The organism is Seonamhaeicola sp. NFXS20 (assembly GCF_049132085.1).
GTDB lineage: Bacteria > Bacteroidota > Bacteroidia > Flavobacteriales > Flavobacteriaceae > Seonamhaeicola.
In genome coordinates this window covers 244,938-263,745 of record NZ_JAFMPU010000001.1, presented here as the reverse complement: position 1 = coordinate 263,745, position 18,808 = coordinate 244,938, and the positions used below count along the sequence as shown (strand labels likewise).

General features: G+C 30.8%; 17 protein-coding genes. 2 read left to right on the top strand and 15 right to left on the bottom strand.

Going from position 1 to position 18,808, the window contains the following annotated elements; translation table 11 throughout:
• Positions 1-22 precede the first annotated feature (22 nt).
• The 11 genes from J1D01_RS01215 to J1D01_RS01165 form a co-directional block, all read right to left on the bottom strand.
• Positions 23-829, bottom strand: coding sequence for a universal stress protein (locus J1D01_RS01215; RefSeq protein ID WP_421149568.1), 807 nt, complete (start codon positions 827-829; stop codon positions 23-25).
• A gap of 6 nt (positions 830-835) precedes the next feature.
• Positions 836-2,425: a SulP family inorganic anion transporter gene (locus tag J1D01_RS01210; protein ID WP_372935519.1), complete on the bottom strand. Its 1,590-nt coding sequence runs from the start codon at positions 2,423-2,425 to the stop codon at positions 836-838.
• A gap of 94 nt (positions 2,426-2,519) precedes the next feature.
• Complete coding sequence (locus tag J1D01_RS01205) at positions 2,520-2,822, bottom strand: hypothetical protein (protein WP_421149567.1); 303 nt, start codon at positions 2,820-2,822, stop codon at positions 2,520-2,522.
• Positions 2,823-2,874: 52 nt separating this feature from the next.
• The gene (locus J1D01_RS01200) at positions 2,875-3,633 is read right to left on the bottom strand and encodes an SH3 domain-containing protein (protein WP_372935515.1); all 759 of its coding nucleotides are present in this window, start codon (positions 3,631-3,633) and stop codon (positions 2,875-2,877) included.
• 1 nt (position 3,634) lies between these two features.
• The gene (locus J1D01_RS01195; RefSeq protein ID WP_421149566.1) at positions 3,635-5,410 is read right to left on the bottom strand and encodes a BatD family protein; all 1,776 of its coding nucleotides are present in this window, start codon (positions 5,408-5,410) and stop codon (positions 3,635-3,637) included.
• Between the two features lie 27 nt (positions 5,411-5,437).
• Positions 5,438-6,319 (bottom strand): tetratricopeptide repeat protein, encoded by an 882-nt coding sequence (locus J1D01_RS01190; protein WP_372935511.1) that lies wholly within the window; start codon positions 6,317-6,319, stop codon positions 5,438-5,440.
• A 57-nt stretch (positions 6,320-6,376) separates the two neighbouring features.
• Positions 6,377-7,414, bottom strand: a complete 1,038-nt coding sequence (locus tag J1D01_RS01185; protein WP_421149565.1) for a vWA domain-containing protein — start codon at positions 7,412-7,414, stop codon at positions 6,377-6,379.
• Between the two features lie 89 nt (positions 7,415-7,503).
• Positions 7,504-8,508, bottom strand: coding sequence for a vWA domain-containing protein (locus tag J1D01_RS01180; protein WP_372935507.1), 1,005 nt, complete (start codon positions 8,506-8,508; stop codon positions 7,504-7,506).
• Positions 8,508-10,148 (bottom strand): hypothetical protein, encoded by a 1,641-nt coding sequence (locus J1D01_RS01175; protein ID WP_421149564.1) that lies wholly within the window; start codon positions 10,146-10,148, stop codon positions 8,508-8,510. The genes J1D01_RS01180 and J1D01_RS01175 overlap by 1 nt, the downstream gene beginning before the upstream one ends.
• A gap of 54 nt (positions 10,149-10,202) precedes the next feature.
• Entirely contained in the window at positions 10,203-11,069 is an 867-nt protein-coding gene (locus tag J1D01_RS01170) for a DUF58 domain-containing protein (protein WP_372935503.1), read from the bottom strand.
• Between the two features lie 123 nt (positions 11,070-11,192).
• Positions 11,193-12,194 (bottom strand): AAA family ATPase, encoded by a 1,002-nt coding sequence (locus J1D01_RS01165; protein ID WP_372935525.1) that lies wholly within the window; start codon positions 12,192-12,194, stop codon positions 11,193-11,195.
• Positions 12,195-12,417: 223 nt separating this feature from the next.
• On the opposite strand from J1D01_RS01165, the gene J1D01_RS01160 reads away from it, so the two are divergent.
• Together J1D01_RS01160 and J1D01_RS01155 are read left to right on the top strand one after the other, a co-directional pair.
• The gene (locus tag J1D01_RS01160) at positions 12,418-13,170 is read left to right on the top strand and encodes an SDR family NAD(P)-dependent oxidoreductase (protein WP_372935501.1); all 753 of its coding nucleotides are present in this window, start codon (positions 12,418-12,420) and stop codon (positions 13,168-13,170) included.
• An 18-nt stretch (positions 13,171-13,188) separates the two neighbouring features.
• Positions 13,189-14,322: an ATP-binding protein gene (locus J1D01_RS01155; RefSeq protein WP_421149563.1), complete on the top strand. Its 1,134-nt coding sequence runs from the start codon at positions 13,189-13,191 to the stop codon at positions 14,320-14,322.
• A 145-nt stretch (positions 14,323-14,467) separates the two neighbouring features.
• Here J1D01_RS01155 and J1D01_RS01150 read toward each other — a convergent pair whose 3' ends face one another.
• From J1D01_RS01150 to J1D01_RS01135, 4 genes are all read right to left on the bottom strand, one after another.
• A complete protein-coding gene (locus J1D01_RS01150) occupies positions 14,468-15,658 on the bottom strand; it encodes a DUF1501 domain-containing protein (protein ID WP_372935497.1) in 1,191 nt (396 codons plus the stop codon).
• 2 nt (positions 15,659-15,660) lie between these two features.
• On the bottom strand, positions 15,661-17,049 hold the full coding sequence (locus J1D01_RS01145) for a DUF1800 domain-containing protein (protein ID WP_421149562.1): 1,389 nt from the start codon (positions 17,047-17,049) through the stop codon (positions 15,661-15,663).
• Positions 17,050-17,183: 134 nt separating this feature from the next.
• A complete protein-coding gene (locus tag J1D01_RS01140; protein WP_421149561.1) occupies positions 17,184-17,780 on the bottom strand; it encodes a hypothetical protein in 597 nt (198 codons plus the stop codon).
• 26 nt (positions 17,781-17,806) lie between these two features.
• Positions 17,807-18,742, bottom strand: coding sequence for an OmpA family protein (locus J1D01_RS01135; RefSeq protein WP_421149560.1), 936 nt, complete (start codon positions 18,740-18,742; stop codon positions 17,807-17,809).
• Between the last annotated feature and the right edge of the window lie 66 nt (positions 18,743-18,808).

Sequence of the window (18,808 nt, the reverse complement as noted above, 5' to 3'; positions counted from 1 at the left end):
TTCTTGTTTGTAATCTTTACTGCTATGCAGTTAGTAATAAAGAAACATTAAGCCTCTTAATTACTCCGTCTAAATTTATATTTGTGTATAGCCCCTTGTTACTTTTGGTATTAACACTATTTTTATTAATACACAGCAACCCAACATTGCTTTTTAATAGATAGTTTGACAAGTTATTTAAGACATTAGAATTAGGCTCAAACACATATTCTACAGTTTTGTTAGATGTTACATCTTTTTTGTTCTGACTAGACAAATTTGTAGAATTTTTAATTTTAAATGCCTTAATAGGTTTTTGAGTTAAATTCATTAAGGATTTTGTTAAATCTGCGTTTGAAGTATGTTCAAAATCATTTAAAATACCTAAAGATAAATTCTCATTATATTCTAAAACATTGTTATTAGAAGCAATAAGAACAGTGCCTTTGTATTTTTTAAGAATAAACTTGGTTAAATTGTCTCCAATTAACTTTAGTGCATTAAATCGCTTTTTTCCTAAAACTATAATATCTGGGTTTATGTTTTGTATATAGGTTTCTATTTCTTGTTTTACGTTACCATAAACTATATCATAATTTATATGAAGTTGCTTATCTACAGATTTTACAATAGTTTCTATATTATTTTTACTCTTTAAATAATCTCTATTAAACGTACGTATTGATGAAAGCTGATTGTCTGTCTCTATAACATCAACTGGTTTTTTTACATGTAAAAGATTAATATCTCCACCAATCATTTTAGCTAAATTAGCGGTTGTTTTTAATATAGTGTCAGATCTTTTACTTAAGTCTGAAAGCACTAAAATTTTATATCTATTATTTTTCATGCTCTATTAACTTAAACTTAATTTAGACTTTGGCCTATCATTAAAAAATTTGATAAAACTTGCTGGGTTTTCTACAATACCTCTTTTAGAAACTAATTTAATATCAATGTTTCGTTCTTCTGCTTTGTACAGAAAATCTTCAAGAATCTCAATAATATCGTTATCTAAATATCTTGTTTTAATAAGATCTAGTTCTAAATACGTGTCTCTTGGTAAACTGTCTAACTCTTTTAAAATAGCACCTTTGTTAAAGAATGTTACTTCTTCTGCAAGTGTCATTTTTATTTTGTGCTTACCATTACTTTTATCTTCAATATGAAGAAAATGTGAGTTTTGGTAACTTTTTAGTAAGATTACTACAATACCTACTAATAAACCTAAGCCAATACCAAATAATAAATCTGTAAACACAATACCTACAACCGTAACAATAAAAGGCGCCCATTGTTTCCACCCAAGTTTGTACATAGATTTAAACAGTGAAGGTTTTGCTAACTTATACCCAACAACTAATAAAATAGCTGCTAATACTGAAAGAGGTATCATATTTAACAGTTTTGGAATTAATATCACTGAAATTAATAATAAGAACCCATGTATAATTGTTGACAATTTACTTTTTCCTCCAGATTGAATATTAGCCGAACTTCTAACAATTACTTGAGTAATTGGCAAACCTCCTATTAAACCAGAAATTATATTACCTGCACCTTGCGCTAATAATTCTCTGTTAGTAGGTGTTACATTTTTATCTGGATCTATTTTATCAGATGCCTCTACACATAATAAAGTTTCTAAACTTGCAACTAACGCTATTGTAAAGGCTGTAACCCAAACATCTATATTAGTAATAGCTGCAAAATTTGGGAAGTTGAATTGACTAAGAAAATCTGAAGCGCTTTCTGGAATTGGCACACTCACCAAGTGCTTACCTGTAATTGATAATGATCCGCCTTTTGTAAAATTATAAAAAAGAATTCCTAAAACAACGGCAACCAACGGCCCTTGAATAAGTTTAAAGATTTTACCTTTTTTTGAAAGAACACGATCCCAAAGTATCAAAATAGCTAAACTAACAATTCCTATTAAGGCAGCTCCAGGATGAATGTTGTTTAACATTGAAAACAATTCTGAAAAAGTATTTCCACCGTCAATTTCAAAAAACTCTAAATCCCATGCAGATTCTTCATCATATCCAAAAAAGTTAGGTATTTGTTTTAAAATAATAATAATACCTATACCTGTAAGCATTCCTTTAATTACTGATGATGGGAAATAGTAACCAATAACCCCTGCTTTTAATACACCAAATAATAATTGAATAATTCCGCCCAATACTACGGCTACTAAAAAGTTTTGGTACCCGCCTAAAGTTCCTATGGCTGTTAATACTATGGCAGCTAAACCCGCAGCAGGACCACTAACACCTACTTTAGACCCACTTAAAGCACCAACAACAATACCTCCAATAATACCAGCTATTAACCCTGAAAACAAGGGAGCTCCACTGGCAAGAGCAATACCTAAACACAACGGTAAGGCAACAAAAAATACGACTATACTCGCTGGTAAGTCTTTTTTAATACTTTTAAACATATTATAATATAAATAGTTAATTTCTCTTAATTGAAATAACTAAGAGGTTAAAAAATTGATTTTAGACTGTAAGGTCTTTTTAAAAAACTAAAATTTATAATATGTAAAAATCTGGGGGAGGAGAGATTAAATTTAAGTGAGGTTTTTGATATTTTTTAAAGTAATATCCTGAATAATTTTTAGAATTGTTTGAAACTATTTCTACAACATCATCACTAAGTTCTGAAAAGAAAACATTTTTATCTGCACTTGCTTTATTAGTCTTTTCTTCTTCTTCAGAAATGGTATAATAAGTAGAAATATCAACAGAATCATCAACTAACACAATGATTGATGGTGCCATTAAAAATGACACAAAAATCACTAAAAAAAATGTAGAAATGACTCTTTTAAACACTTATTAAAAATTTTTGAAAAACAAATATATGCTTTTTATTGTTAAGGAAATATTAAAAATCATTCAACAATTTAATATCTTCTGAAATCACCCAACCTGTTTTTCCGTCTGCAAGCTTAATTTTGTTCCAATCATTGTATGTTTCCTCTACTTGTACTTTAGTGCCTTCATGCAATCTAAAAGCTTCTTCGCTTCTTAAATTTGGATCGCTTTTAACTTTGGCTTCTTGCACAAAAATTATGGCTGGATTATCTTTTTTATCTAAATTATGTCTATGAAACGCAAATACTAAGGTTACACAAACTAGCAAAAGAGATGCTAAACTTCCTATGAAAGTTAACCGTTTTACAACTGTAGAATACGCAAAATAATACACTAAAAATAAGATTACAAAACAAAACACAAATGCAATAGATATTTTAGACCAATTGTCAAAACTAAAAGTGTTGGTGATATTTTTCATTAATTTTGACAATCCCGCATCTGGAATTTCTTCAATGGCATCTATTGTCATATTTCTTGCAAATGCTATGTTGTTTTTTATATCTGCATCATTAGGATTAAGTTGTAAAGCTTTTTCATAATAATAAATACTAGGGGCTATATTATTTAATTTATAATGGGCATTGGCTAAGTTAAAATACAAATCGGCAGAGTGCTTTTTTGTTTCTAATATTGCCTTATACTTATCTATAGCTTCTGCGTATTTACCTTCATTATATAAAGCATTCCCTTGCTCAAACAATGCTTGATTTTGAGCAAACAATGTTGAACTAAACAATAACAGTGCTAAATAGAATATTTTTTTCATTTTAACGTGCTTGCTTATCTATTAAAGAAATGGTTTTGGCTGCTTTTTCATAATCTTCATTCATAGTAACAGTGTCTATGGGCGTATATCTGGCTAATTCACAGTTTTCTATAATACTTATAAAGTTATTAACGGTACTTTCTTCAACCTGTTTTTCTTTAAGCAGATTTGTTATTTTTTCTTTGCTAAAATCGCTTGTTTCTATAAGCAATTTAGCTTTTAAATAATTATGTAATGCCTTTTCTAATGCAATGTAAAAGGCTTCTTTTTGACCAAGTGATTTTTTAGCGCCTTTTAAATATTTTTTTGCTAATTTATCTGCTTTTCTTATTCGGTTTCCATACACATCGGCATCTCTACTAGCTTTTTTACGTCTTATCACAATTGCTAACGGAATTGCTAAAAATGGCAATAAAAGTAGGCTCCAAAATGCTTTAGTTTTAAAGAAATGGGTTTTACCAATACTACTAAAACTAGTTTTCGTTTTTATAAATGCAAACTGATCGCTATTAAGTACAACCGCTTGTTTATTATTTGCTATTGTGTTGTTCTCTGAAGTTGGTGTACTTGATGAAGGTCCATTAACAACATCTATAACTATTTCTTTTGAAGATAAACGCTTATAGGTTTTTGTATCTAAATCGAAATAAGAAAATGAAATACTTGGTATTGGGTACTTGCCTTTAAACTGAGGAACCACCGTATAACTATCTAAAACACTTCCTTGCATTCCAGATAAGTTAGTTCTTATTTGCTCACTATGTTCGGGCTCATACACTTCTAATGAGCTTGGTAATGAAATTTTAGGAAGTTTAAATAGTTTTAGATTTCCGTTTCCTTTAACACTTACCTTTACTTGTAATGACTCAGAAGCATCTAATTTTGTTTTAGAACTTGTAACGTTTAGTTTAAAATTTCTACCAACAGCCCCTGTAAAATCTACTGGTTTTCCTGTTTCTGGTAGTGCTTTTACATTAATTGTTCTAATGCCAGAAGAGACTCTTTTGTTAACTCTGGTCATTATTCTACTACCAAAAATATCGCGTCTGTTAGTTGGTACTTGTACTGGTACGTCTAGTACTAAAGCTGGTATTTTTAATTCACCTGTTTTTTGTGGTATTAAAAGCTGCTTCATCATAACCACATAACTGTAGTCTTCACCTTTATAAGAGCCTTGTTCTAACCTTAACTCTTTAATTTCTATATTTTGATTCCAGAAATCTTTAAAGGTTGGAATATCTATTGTTCCTGGTGTTTGAATACGAATATTTGGAGCCACATATAATTTATAAACTACCGAAATAGCTTCATTTAAATATGGGTTAGCTTTAGAAACTTCTGCTACCAAATGAATACTTTCGGAAGCTACATAGTTGGGGTCGTTAGGATCTTTAGGAACTTCTACAGCCTCAGTTACTTCAATTTTTACAGGAACTGTTTTATAGGTTTCACCATCTATTGTAATGCTTGCTTGAGATATTGTGAATGTTCCTCTCTTTTTAGGCGCCAGAAAATAGGTGTAGGTTTTTTTATAAGTTCTTACACCATTTATCCAAGAATTACTTACCGATTGACTAGGGCCTGCAACAACTGTAAAGTTTGAAAAACTTGGTGGATTAAAATTATCTCCATCTTCATTCATTGTAAAATCAATGCGTAATCGTTCATTAACCCCAAGTTTCTTTTTACTTACTTTGGCTTCAAATGTTACTTGAGCCATTGTAAAACTTGAAACTAACAGTAGTAATAAAATGGATATGTAATTTTTAAACTTCATTCTTTTTATTTCAGCTAACTAGTTTCTTTACCAATCTTTTTCAGTTTTTACTTTAACGCCTTTTTGCTTTTCTGCATTCATTTTTTCTTGAACTTTTTGTTCTTGATTATTCATGGCTTCTAGTAAATTCTTTATTTGCTGAGGAGACATTTTACCTTGTTGGGGTTTTGGAGGCTGCTTATTTTCATCATTTTTATCACCTTCTTTACCCTTATCATCTTTTTCATCTTGAGGTTTTCCGTCTTCATCTTTTTTGTCATCTCCCTCTTTTTCTTTCTCTTTGCCTTCGTCTTGGTTTTCTTTATCTTCTTTATTATCGCCTTGGTTATCTTTATTTTCGTTTTCCTTGTCTTTGTCTTTATTGTCTTGGTTCTCTTTATTATCTTGGTTTTCGTTGTTGTCTTGGTTGTTTTTGTCGTCTTCGTTTTGGTCTTTATTTTGCTGTTCTTGTTTAGCACATTCTTTTGCTAATGCTAAGTTGTAGCGTGTTTCATCATCAGTAGGATCATTTCTTAAAGCATTTTTATAGGCTTCTACAGCTTCTGTACAGCGTTTATTTTTCATTAATATATTACCAATATTATGAAATGCTTTGTGTTTTTCTGCTTTAGATTGAGCTTTACTAGCTGCTTGTTGATGGCGGTATAAAGATTCTTCAAAATTACCTTCTTTATAATAGGCATTTGCTAAATTATAACTACCCGCAACAGAGTTTGGGTTTTCGGAAAGGGCTTTTCTATACTCCATTTCACCTAAAACAAAATCGTCTGATACCAGTTTATTAGCTTCATAAACGTAATTATTAGCTTTTTTTAAAGCCAATAATTTTTCTTTATCTATTTCCTCTTTTTCTTGAGAAAAAGAGTTAAAAGCTAATAAGGTTAATATGATTACTACTAAGTGTTTCATTTTACGTAAATCTAAATTCTAATATATAAAACCTTGTTTTTGTTTTAGTTAAAGAATTTATAAATTCTCATTAAACAAATTAAGCTTTTTTAACCAAGCTGTTTTGCGCTCTAGTAAGAACACATCTAGTAATAAAAAGAAAATACCAAAACCTAAAAACCATTGAAATTGGTCTTTAAAATCTGAAAACTGTTTAGCTTCAAACTCGGTTTTATCCATTTTGGTTAATATTTCTTTAATATGTTCTACTACATTTTTGGTGTTTTTACCATTTATATAAGCTCCGTTTGCTTCTTCTGCAATGGCTTTAAGCGTTTCTTCGTTTAAACGGGTAATTACGGTTTCTCCTTGACTATCTTTTTTATAGTTTAAAACAACTCCGTTTCTTTTTATAGGAATTGGGCCACCTTTTACATCGCCTACACCAATGGTGAAAATTCTAATACCTTCTTCACTGGCTTGTTCTGCAACTGCAGCAGCTTCTTCGCTATGGTCTTCGCCATCTGAAATAATGATAAGCACTCTATTGGTTTGTTGTTCATCATCAAAATAAGAAGAAGCTAGTTTTATAGCTTCATTTATTGCGGTTCCTTGTGATGACAGCATATTGGTATTCATACCTTGTAAAAACATTTTAGCCGAAGCATAATCTGTTGTTATAGGTAATTGTGGAAATGCTTTTCCTGCGTAAGCAATAATACCTACACGATCACTTGCCAAATTATTGATGATTTGAGTAACTAGCTGTTTTGATTTTTCTAACCGATTAGGTGCAACATCTTCTGCAAGCATACTTTTAGAAACATCTACCGCAAAAACAATATCTACACCTTCGCGCTTTACAGTTTCTAATTTTGTGCCTATTTTAGGATTTACTAATGCCAAGGTTAAACACAAAAATGCTAAACTTAAAACTATGATTTTTAAAACCGACTTAAATAACGATGTATTAGGGCTTATTCTTTTTAATAATGATTTATCGGCAAATTTTCTTTGGGTTTTATATTTCCAAAGTTGAAGCACCAAAAAGAATAGTATGATTACCGGAATAATCAATAATGCCCAAAACCATATTTTTTCTTCTAATTGATACATGTTATCAGTATTCAGTTGCAGTATTCAGTAGGCAGTTATTTAACCTTATCACAAACACCGCAACTTTAATTTATCTTTTTATTTTTTTATTATACAAAACTTCTAAAAATAGAAAATCTAAGCAATAATTCTAACAATAATAATACGCCTGCAAACAATACTAATGGTCTGTATTTTTCTTCATAATTATAAAACTTAAATTCTTCTATTTCTGTTTTTTCTAACTTATTAATTTCGTTATAAATTTCTTCTAACTTTTTATTGTTTGTTGCTCTAAAGTATTTACCTCCAGTGGCTTCTGCAATAGATTGTAATAACTCTTCATCTATTTCTACCTGAATACGTCCGTATTGAAATTGGCCATTGGGCAAAAGACGAACAGGTGAAAGCGCCATTCCATTAGTACCTAAGCCAATAGTATATGTTTTTATACCATACTCTACGGCTAGTTCACTTGCGGTTATAGGGTCTATAAAACCTGCGTTATTAGCTCCATCTGTTAGTAATATAATAACCTTACTTTTTGCTTTACTGTCTTTTAATCTGTTTACTGCGGTGGCTAAACCCATACCAATTGCTGTTCCACCTTCTATTATGTTGTTGTATTTAATACTTTTTAAAGAACGTAAAACAATAGCTTTATCGCTAGTAATGGGTGTTTTAGTATAACTTTCTCCAGCATATTCTACCAAGCCTATTCTATCGTTTGGTCTTCCTTTTATAAATTCTGAAGCCACCTCTTTTAATGCTTCTAATCTGTTAGGAGCCAAATCTTTAGCTAACATACTTGCCGAAACATCAATAGCCATAACTATATCAATACCTCTGGTGGTTTTTGTTTTTGTTGAAACATCAACAGATTGAGGTCTAGCCAATGCTGTAATTAATACTGTGAGTGCTAATAATCTTAAAACAAAAAGTAAATGTCTAAACTTTGGTAACCATGTATTAGTGATTTTAAACCCTTTTAAACTTGACATTTTAAGTTCTGCGGTTTGCTTTTTATGCTTTAAAACATACCAAAGTATTGCTAGTGGAAGTGCTAAAAGCAACCAGAACCATTGTTTATTTAAAAATTCAATGCCCTCAAACATTAGTTTTCTTCTTTTTTAAGTTCAACTGAATTTAAAATACGCTCTACTATTTGGTCTGCATACTCATCATTTTCTCTCCAAGTAAGCATAATTTGTTGAATTACATTTTTTGCAGTAAACCCTAAAATAACATAGTTTCCTTTTACATATTTACCATTGTTAGCCTCTGGCATATCTAAGGTTCCAAATACTTTTAAGCCTTCGGCCCCATTGGGTGTTACAAATTCTTCGTTTTTTGTTACTATATTTTTTGCTCCTGCTGCTTCAATAGTCTTTAAATTGCCGTCAATAGCTTGTTTAATGTCTATTTTAGCCTCTCCTTCACCCATATTTTTAATTTTTGAAGTTGCAACCACAATGTTAAACTTCTCAATTAAACTGCCATAACCAAACATGGTAACATCAACTTGTTGCAATAGCTCTTCTGGTAAATTAGGCTCTAATCGTTTTAAAACTTTAGGGGTTGAAATGGTTACTGGCGGAAATCCATATTCACTAGTAACCCAATCTGCTTTTAAAAGCTCTATGCTGTCATGACCAATAATGGTGTCTTTTACATAATTAAAACCGTACTTTATTGAAAAACCACCTATAGTTGCTAGCACTAAAAATAGGCTAATAACAACTGTAATAATTACTTTTTTGCGTTTCTTTTTGCGTTCTAATTCTTCTCTGTATTTTTCATCTAGAAGCTTTTCTTTTTCTGTAGGTTCTGGCAATACTTCTTTTACGTGGTCTATTTCGGCATCAATGGTATTTCTATCTAATTCTGCTAAAGCAATGTCTGGAGCAGATTTTGCGAATTTCACTAAATCGGCGCGCCTTAAAATATTCTCAATATTTTTTATTGTTTCTTGGCTTAAATCTATTTGGTTACCATCTTTTAGTAATTTAAGTCTTGAAATGAGTTCGTCTGTGGTACTTTCTAAAGAGTGGTCGTATACTTTTTCATTTAAATACTTTCTAATTACCAAAGTAAGCTCTGAATAGTATGTTTTTAGATCTTCATGTTCTAAATAATGGCTTTCGTCTAATTTTTTTAGAGCCAATTTAGCTCTATCATAAGGTGGTAATAGGGCTATTTGTTCTTCTTCTGTTAATGGTTTTTTTCGCCATATAAACCACCAAAGAGCAGCTCCAACAAGGCCTATAACTAATAATACTATTAAGAGATATTTCCACCAATCACCGCCTTTTTTATCTACTTCAATTATTGGCTTTATATCGTACATACCTTGTTTTGTGGTATCAACAGTTATATTATTAACCTCTACGCGTAAAGAATCTGTAAAAAATGTTTTATTACCTACTATTATTTTTTGCCTTGGAATGGTGTAAGCGCCAGAATCAAACTGGGTTAATCCGTATTTTTTAATTAAATTGTATTTATCGTTTTTTTTAAGCGTGTCTATAACGTAAGATTCTATCATTTCTAGTGGCGAAAATGTTTGTCCTTCTGGAAAAACCACCAAACTAGTTGTATCTGTTTCAACCTGAATTTTATAAGTAATTTGCTCGCCTATTTTTATAGAGGTAGAGTCTATTGATGATGTTACTTGACTAAAAGAGAAAAAAGAACATAGAAAAAAGAGAGTAGAAAAAATTATTGAAGGCAATTGACCTGCACCCAATGACCTCATATTATTCTGTTTATATATAAACTTACTTTTTATCACTTTTAACTTTTACTTAGATTAACCTCTTCTTTTAAAATACCCCAAAAGCTTTTTAACGTAGCTCTCATCTACTCTACAATCAATAGTACCAGCACCAGATTTATTAAAACTCTCTTTAAAGTAATTCACTTTTTGGTTATAGAACTTACTGTAATTAAGTCTCACTTGTTTAGATGATGTATTAACCAACATTAACTCACCTGTTTCTTCGTCTTGCATTTGAACCATTCCTAAATTTGGAATAGTTTCCTCGTGTTTATCGTACACTCTAATACCGGTAACATCGTGCTTACCAGACACAATTTTCATGGTGTGTTCATAATCATCTGCTATAAAATCAGACAGTAAAAACACAATAGCCTTCTTTTTCATTACGTTAGATAAAAACTTTAATGCCTCGGCTATATTGGTTTGTTTGCTTTCTGGTTCAAACTCAATAAGTTCTCTAATAATACGCAGCACATGAGAGCGTCCTTTTTTAGGTGGAATATAAAGTTCTACCTTATCTGAAAATAATATTAAGCCTATTTTATCATTATTTTGAGTTGCAGAAAACGCTAAAGTGGCAGCTATTTCTGTTACCACCTCGTTTTTAAACTGTTGCTCTGTACCAAAAAGTTCTGAGCCAGAAACATCAACCATAAGCATCATGGTTAATTCTCGTTCTTCTTCAAAAACTTTTACATGTGGTTCATTGGTGCGTGCTGTAACATTCCAGTCTATATTACGAACATCATCTCCAAATTGATACTGCCTAACTTCACTAAATGTCATACCGCGCCCTTTAAAGGTAGAATGATACTCACCTCCAAAGATATGATCAGACAACCTACGTGTCTTGATCTCTATTTTTCGTACTTTTTTTAGTAATTCTTTAGTATCCATTGTTTCAGTTTGCAGTGTTTAGTATGCAGTGAGCAGTTCTAAATAAAGCATTCAGTATAAAAGTTTCAGTTTTACATTTTGCTAGTAATTTCTGAAGACTGGTAACTGAATACTGCCAACTAATTAAGGTACTTCTATTTCGTTTACTATTTTGTTGATGATGTCTACTGAAGTTATATTTTCGGCTTCTGCCTCATAAGTAATACCTATTCTGTGACGCAATACATCGTACACTACAGCTCTTACATCTTCTGGAATAACATAACCACGTCTTTTAATGAAAGCATAACATTTAGCTGCAGTTGCTAAATTGATACTTCCACGGGGTGATGCCCCAAAAGAAATAAGCGGTTTTATATCGGCTAGCTTATATTTTTCTGGATACCTTGTAGCAAAAATGATATCTAAAATGTATTTCTCAATTTTTTCATCCATATAAACCTCTCTAACTACTTTTTGAGCAGTTAAGATTTGCTGAATGGAAACTACGGGATTAACCTTTTCAAAAGCACCTTTCATATTGGCACGCATTATTAATTGCTCTTCGTCAATTTTAGGATAATCTATAACGGTTTTTAGCATAAAACGGTCTACCTGTGCTTCTGGTAATGGGTAAGTTCCTTCTTGCTCTACTGGGTTTTGGGTTGCCATTACTAAGAAAGGTTTATCTAACACAAAAGTTTCATCTCCTATGGTAACTTGCTTTTCCTGCATAGCCTCTAGTAACGCCGATTGTACTTTAGCTGGTGCCCTGTTAATCTCATCTGCCAAAACAAAATTGGCAAAAATGGGTCCTTTTTTTATTGAAAAATCGTTTTCTTTTATATTGTAAATTAGTGTTCCAACAACATCTGCAGGTAATAAATCTGGTGTAAATTGAATTCTACTAAAGCTACCATGTACAGCCTGTGACAAGGTATTAATAGCCAACGTTTTTGCAAGTCCAGGAACACCTTCTAATAAAATATGTCCTTGCCCCAGTAAGCCAATAAGCAAGCGTTCTACCATGTGCTTTTGACCTACAATTACTTTATTCATTTCCAGCATAAGTAAATCAACAAAAGCACTTTCCTTTTCAATCTTCTCGTTAATTGTCTTAATATCAATTGTACCTGTTTCTTCCATCATTTTTAGTTTTTTAAAGCTCGAATATAATAAGCTTCTTTGAGCAGTGCAAATTGTTAAAATTTTTGGTGACTTGGTGTTAAAAATAGGTTAAAAATAAATTGAGTAAAATCACTAACTTCAAGAGTTTACAAATGTTAATACTTAGTTAGAAAACTACTCCTTTTTCATTTATAATTTAAAACTGTTTTAATTACTTTTATACAGAATCAAAAAAACTTAAATGAAAAAAACAGCTTTAATTACTGGCGCAACAAGTGGTATTGGGCATGCTACCGCTTTTGAGTTTGCCAAACACGGCATTGATTTAATACTTTGCGGACGCCGATTAGGACGCTTAGAAACCATTAAAAAGGCACTAAGTAAATTAACCAATGTGCATATTTTAAATTTTGATGTTAGAAACAAAGAAGAAACTTTTAAAGCAATTGAATCATTACCTGAGAAATTCAAAAACATTGACATCCTAATTAACAATGCCGGTAATGCTCATGGTTTAGACCCTATTAACAATGGAAGTATTGATGACTGGGATGCTATGATGGATATTAACGTAAAAGGACTTCTTTATGTAAGTAAAGCCATTATACCAAGAATGACAGAACGTAAATCTGGGCATATTATAAATATTGGCTCTTCTGCAGGAAAAGAAGTTTACCCAAAAGGTAATGTGTATTGTGGTAGTAAACACGCTGTTTTAGCCATTACTGAAGGTATGCGTATAGATTTAAACCCTTACGGAATTAAAGTTGGTGCAATAAATCCAGGATTGGTTGAAACCGAATTTTCTAAAGTTAGATTTAAAGGCGATAAAATTGCAGATACCGTTTATAAAGGTTTTAAAGCTTTACAAGCCGAAGATGTTGCAGAAGTTATCTATTTTGCAGTATCTAGACCACCCCATGTAAACATTGCAGATGTTTTAATGTTTTGCACCGCACAAGCTAATAGTACCATTGTTAAAAAGGAAATTTAATTAAGAGCACGCGCCCCAATGATTAACAAACGTCTTCTTATAAAACACCTTTTGGCTCATAATGACGAAAATAGTTTTTATGATAAAAAACGCAAAATTGATATTAGCCACAAAGAAGGAAAAGCTAAATTTTTAAAACACATTTGCGCCCTATCTAATAGTAACCCTAAAAATAATTCATACATTGTTATTGGAGTAGAAGATGAGGATAACAATATTATTGGGGTTGACTTTTTTGATGACAGTAAAATTCAAAACCTTATTAATGCCTATTTAACTAATCCGCCAATTGTTCAATATGAAAATATACCTTTTCCGCATTTACCAGACCATAAAGTAGTTGGTTTAGTAACTATTAGGCCCACAGGCAAGCTAACTTCTTTAAGAAAAAATATTTGGAAATATTATGGAGGCTCTGTGTTTTTTAGAGATGGTAGTATGAGCATGCCAAAAGTTTTTGATATTGAAATTAAAGACGTAAACTCTAAAATTGTTGCTGCTATTGAAAATAATGCCCAGAATAATATTGAGCATACTTTAGATGGTGTTTTTGATTTTTTAAATAAACGAAAAGACTTTGATCCAAAATACAAAGTGTTTAAAGAATATTTTGTGCTGTGTTGGTCTGGACAAAAAAAAGTTGTTAACGATGATGTTTATTATTCTAGAGTTGATATTGAATTAATAAACGAACAAGTACGATTGTTCTTTTCTGCTTTAGATGAAGTTTCCATATCATATAATGATGATAATTTTAAAATTATAGAATATGTTAATCTTGGATTTCATAACAATAATAAATATTACAAACTAGAAGAAACAATTATTGAGTTTGAAGATAATGCCAATTATAATATTAACACTCAACTTTTATTTGAACCACCACAATTTGATAAAAAAGTACTTCATCACATTTATAACACCAATAATACCATACTAGATAAACTAAAAAAAGGTATAACATTAACAAAGCATGAAGCATCAGATTTAAGAAATTTACCAGCTACATACTTAATTTGTTATTTTAATTTATTTCATGAGGCTATTGATAAACTAAAAGAAGCCAAACCTTATTTAAAACAATACGGAAAAGAGGTTAATCAATTTTACAAAGAAAGTATGCGAATTTTGAGAAAAGTGAAATATAGTTAGTTTTCTCACAAAAATTAACCTTAAATTAACGTTAAAACTTTGTTAAAAAGATAAAACTCATTACCTTTGTACTGCTATTAATCTTTTTAAGATATAACCTTGCTTCTCCCGTATAATTCGGCATTGAGGCAAGGTTTTTTTTATTTTATATAAAACTCAATTGCTTAAACGATTTTTTAAGTACTTTTTCATCATTCACCTCTAACCATTTATTTAATACTGTAGCATAAACAGTTCTAAAGTCTATTTCAAATTTTAAATCGCCATTAGCATCTAAATCACTAAGGTTTGCTGCTTTATTATAAATCCCAGGCTTTTTTAATTGATTTCCAATTATAAATAAATTATTGGCAGTACCATGATCTGTACCAATATTTGCATTCTGTTTAACGCGTCTTCCAAATTCAGAAAAAGTTAATATTAGAGTATCATTAAAAGTACCTCCCGCTTTTAAATCATTTACAAAAGCCTCTATACCTTCTGCATATTGTTTTAATAAACGATTTTGAACTGGTAATTGATTAACATGTGTATCAAAACCATCTAAAGAAGCATAATACACCTTGGTTTTTAAATGAGAATTAATAAACTGAGCCGCAGTTTTTAACTGTTTAGCAAACTTATTGTTTGGATATTCTTTCTGTGAGTTAACTGTTTTACTAGTTTCATAAATATATTTAGCCGAAGAATTTGCTTCAATCATAGATTTATATAAATAACCTAAGTTATGCTCACTTAAATGGGCATCATTTTTATGTTTTTGTAAACTTTTAAAATAAGGATCTCTAGATAAATTGTATAATGATTTAGCATTTTGTGTAGCAATAGCGTTTTTAGTTTCGCCTTTCATGGCTAACGATAAGTTTTCATTAATCTCTATAGCAGAATATGGAGCATCTCCATAATAATCTAAAAATCTTCCTATCCAACCGCTTTGTGAATATTCATTAGCGTCTACTGCGGTTTGCCAAATATCCATAGACCTGAAATGCGAACGGTTAGGGTTGGGGTACCCAACATTATTAATAATAGTTAAAAGCCCTTTATCATATAATCTGTTTAAAGGCTCTAAACTTGGGTGTAACCCCACCTCATCAGTAAGTTTTAAAACATTACTCTTGGCAATGCTTAGAGAAGGTCTTTCTTTATAATACAAGTCGTTTTCAAAAGGAATTACAGTATTTAAACCATCATTACCTCCAGATAATTGTATAATTACCAAACGTTTATAACCTAATGTGCTACTAGCAACTTGCTCAAAAGCTTTCACAAAACTTGGAACAAAAAACAAGCTACTTGCAAGTGATGATTGTTTTAAAAATTTTCTTCTGTCCATAATTAACACATTTGATATTCTGGTAACGACATTAGCTGAATACAATATTCTTGCTTTGAAATCTTATTTAGAGTATTTAAATATGCTTTAGCATTTGATGATATTGGGCATGCTAATACATAACTTTGCAAGTCATTTACTTCTACTTCATCAAATTGCTTTTTAAAATACTCCCAATCACACACTACATTAAAACGTTTACCGTAATTTTTTTTATAAAATTGTTTTTTCTTTTCAATACCTACATCTAGCTCACCTTTTCTAGCTTTAGAAATGTATGCACTATTCAACAATAATGATGGCAATTTTAACCTAAGCGCAATGGTATTACTATCTATCCAACTTTTACCTCCTTTCCAACCTGCTACATTTGGTGGGTTTAAAAGTGTTTGCCCCAACAAACCCTGTAAATAAATTTGCTGTTTGGCATTCTTAAATTGTATAGGTACTAAGGTTTTAATTCCTACTATAAACTCTATAGGCGATTTTATTTTGCTACCAATATGTTCTTTGTTATAAAACCAATCTGACATAAAAATATGGCGCATTAGGTTTTCAATATTGTAGTCTTTGTAAAATACCTCTGCCATTTCAGAAATATGATGATTATTTAAAACATCATTTACAAAGTAGGCGTATATTTTTTCACAAATATATTTAGCACATTGTTTTTGCTCTAAAATAATATCAACAATATCATCTCCTTTAAAATTGCCAGATTGCCCTAAAAACCGTTTTACTCCATCATCATGCTGGCGCTGCTTAAAAACAAACTCTCCTACAAAATTATGGCCATAGCCTGTAAAGGCTCTTGCACTTTCTTTAATGTCATTTTCGGTATAATTACCAACCCCTAGAGTAAAAAGTTCCATAAGTTCGCGGGCAAAATTCTCATTAGGTTTTTGCTTTTTGTTTTGTTTAGTGTTTAAGTATTTGGTCATAGCAGCTTCTTTTGAAACAGCCTTAACAAAGTTTCTAAAATCTCCAAGTGCATGTTTTCGAAGCGTGTTATTAAAATTTTGAATGAATACAATGTTATTGTCTCTACACACAAAATGATTAGCCCAAAACAGGGTCATTTTTTCTCGTAATAGCTCTGTAGGATTTGTAAGTCTTTCAACCCAAGCAATGTTTAAATCTAATTGTTTTTGTCTACTTATTTTTTGAAGTTTTTGACGCGTATCTTTATCTGGATTACCCATCATAATCATATTCTTAAAAGCAGCTTTAAGCTCAGAAATATCTACCTCTAAAGGTGTTATTTTTTTTGAATTATCTAAAAGATTATCAACAATTTCTTCTTTACTTTTTTTAGACAACTCTTTAAGTTGTTTTGGTAAAATACCAAACCCTAATCTGTTATATAAATGCTGAACATGCTTTTGTATCATTTTAAACTTTTTTACAGAGACTTACTAAAGGCAACCTAATTTATTAGACTGCAAACAGTTACAAAAGTTTAATTCTATAGCAAAAAAGCTACTTTATTTAAAAGTAGCTTTAAAATTTAGGTTTTAAATTAAATTTATTTACCACCATCTAATTGGTCTTGCCAATCTTTTAGTTCTTGCCATTTACCTTCATAAGCTAATTTAGCTTGTTTTGTCCATGTGCCTGGGTTATGCATTTTAAACCTATCACCTCCACTTTTTAAAACTTCCTGACATTTTTCTATACTACATTCAGACAATGCTTTCCATGTTTTAACATCGTGATTATGAAATAATCCTTGAATTTTTGGACCAATACCTTCAACCACCGTTAAATCGTTTTCCTTAATTTTTTTACCAAAAACAGCCTTTGCTGCAGTTGCATTAAAAGGAATTAAAGCTACTTCATCTGTAGAATTAGCGACAAAAGAATTTGCTAATGATGCTTTAGCAGTGTTTAATTCTCTTTTGTAAGTTTCTTTACTTGTTAAGCAAGTATCTAAATCATTTTTTAGGGTTTTCTTACTTTTTAAACAAGCCTCTAAATCGGCTTCTAATTTTGCTATTTTATCGCTTTCTTCACTACTTCCTCCGCCCACAAGTCTGCCTAATAAGTATCCTAATATTGCTGAAATTAAACCTACTAATAAAGGAATTAACCAGCATGGTATTGATATTGTTAATAAAGTCATGATTATATATATTTTTTAAAATGTTTTTAATTAATTGTTATTACGGTTCTTCGGTTTTTTGCTCTACCATCTTCGGTTGCGTTGTCTGCAATGGGTTCGTGTGGTCCTTTAGAAGAAGTTTCAATATTTTGCTCTAAAATGCCATTTTTAACCAAATAACCTTTTGCAAAATCTGCACGTTGTTTACCTAAAACAACATTATTATTGGCATCTCCTGAATTATCAGTGTGTCCAACTACCTGCACTTTTACTCCTAATTTATCTACACAATGAGAAATGTTGGCAATTTTTTGGCGTTGTTCAGCTGTTAAATTAATAGCTGCCTGACCTGTTTTAAAATGAAGTACTAACGGATTAGTTCTAATAGAGTCGCAAGATTTTTCTAATGCTTTTAATGCCGAAGTATCAGATGCATCTAAAGTTTGCATTGTAAATTTTATTGGTCCGTAATACGTGTTAGCTTCATCTGGAACTATATCATCATTTAACTTGCCAAAAGTGTCAATCTGATTAGATGGTACACCATGTAAAACTAAATAGTTTTTAACAGCATTAGCTCTTGCCAAACCTAAATTAGGATAAGCAGAATTGTTTTGCTCTTCGCTTTTATAAAGCCCAGTAATTTCTAAATCTTTAAGTGAATTTTTAATTAAATAACCTTTTAGTTTTAAAATATTTTCTTCAACATTGCTAGAAACGGGTTGTAAAATTGAAAACTCTGAAGTTTTAAAGTTAAAATTGTTGGCAGTTTCTAATTTTAAATCGCCATTTTCATCTGTAATAGAAAAAGCATTTTTTGTAGCTTTTTTAGTTTTCGAGGTTTCTACCAACGGTTCTTGTTTTTGCTTTTGTGTATGAGAGTTTTTATCACAGCATTGACTACAACAAAAGAAATAGTACAAAATAGTACCAAGAATGATTGTGAGTAGAATTCCTAAGAGACAGGATGTTTTTTTACTCATTTTAAAGACTGTTTTGGTTAATGTTTAAGTGTTTGTAATTTAATACTTTACATTTTATTTAAGAAA

Excerpts from the sequence above, each read along its gene's own strand:
- J1D01_RS01145 (WP_421149562.1), bottom strand. The coding sequence starts at position 17,049 with ATGATACAAAAGCATGTTCAGCATTTATATAACAGATTAGGGTTTGGT.
- J1D01_RS01195 (WP_421149566.1), bottom strand. The coding sequence starts at position 5,410 with ATGAAGTTTAAAAATTACATATCCATTTTATTACTACTGTTAGTTTCA.
- J1D01_RS01170 (WP_372935503.1), bottom strand. The coding sequence starts at position 11,069 with ATGGATACTAAAGAATTACTAAAAAAAGTACGAAAAATAGAGATCAAG.
- J1D01_RS01215 (WP_421149568.1), bottom strand. The coding sequence starts at position 829 with ATGAAAAATAATAGATATAAAATTTTAGTGCTTTCAGACTTAAGTAAA.
- J1D01_RS01140 (WP_421149561.1), bottom strand. The coding sequence starts at position 17,780 with ATGACTTTATTAACAATATCAATACCATGCTGGTTAATTCCTTTATTA.
- J1D01_RS01190 (WP_372935511.1), bottom strand. The coding sequence starts at position 6,319 with ATGAAACACTTAGTAGTAATCATATTAACCTTATTAGCTTTTAACTCT.
- J1D01_RS01135 (WP_421149560.1), bottom strand. The coding sequence starts at position 18,742 with ATGAGTAAAAAAACATCCTGTCTCTTAGGAATTCTACTCACAATCATT.
- J1D01_RS01155 (WP_421149563.1), top strand. The coding sequence starts at position 13,189 with ATGATTAACAAACGTCTTCTTATAAAACACCTTTTGGCTCATAATGAC.
- J1D01_RS01160 (WP_372935501.1), top strand. The coding sequence starts at position 12,418 with ATGAAAAAAACAGCTTTAATTACTGGCGCAACAAGTGGTATTGGGCAT.
- J1D01_RS01185 (WP_421149565.1), bottom strand. The coding sequence starts at position 7,414 with ATGTATCAATTAGAAGAAAAAATATGGTTTTGGGCATTATTGATTATT.
- J1D01_RS01175 (WP_421149564.1), bottom strand. The coding sequence starts at position 10,148 with ATGAGGTCATTGGGTGCAGGTCAATTGCCTTCAATAATTTTTTCTACT.
- J1D01_RS01165 (WP_372935525.1), bottom strand. The coding sequence starts at position 12,194 with ATGGAAGAAACAGGTACAATTGATATTAAGACAATTAACGAGAAGATT.
- J1D01_RS01200 (WP_372935515.1), bottom strand. The coding sequence starts at position 3,633 with ATGAAAAAAATATTCTATTTAGCACTGTTATTGTTTAGTTCAACATTG.
- J1D01_RS01210 (WP_372935519.1), bottom strand. The coding sequence starts at position 2,425 with ATGTTTAAAAGTATTAAAAAAGACTTACCAGCGAGTATAGTCGTATTT.
- J1D01_RS01180 (WP_372935507.1), bottom strand. The coding sequence starts at position 8,508 with ATGTTTGAGGGCATTGAATTTTTAAATAAACAATGGTTCTGGTTGCTT.
- J1D01_RS01150 (WP_372935497.1), bottom strand. The coding sequence starts at position 15,658 with ATGGACAGAAGAAAATTTTTAAAACAATCATCACTTGCAAGTAGCTTG.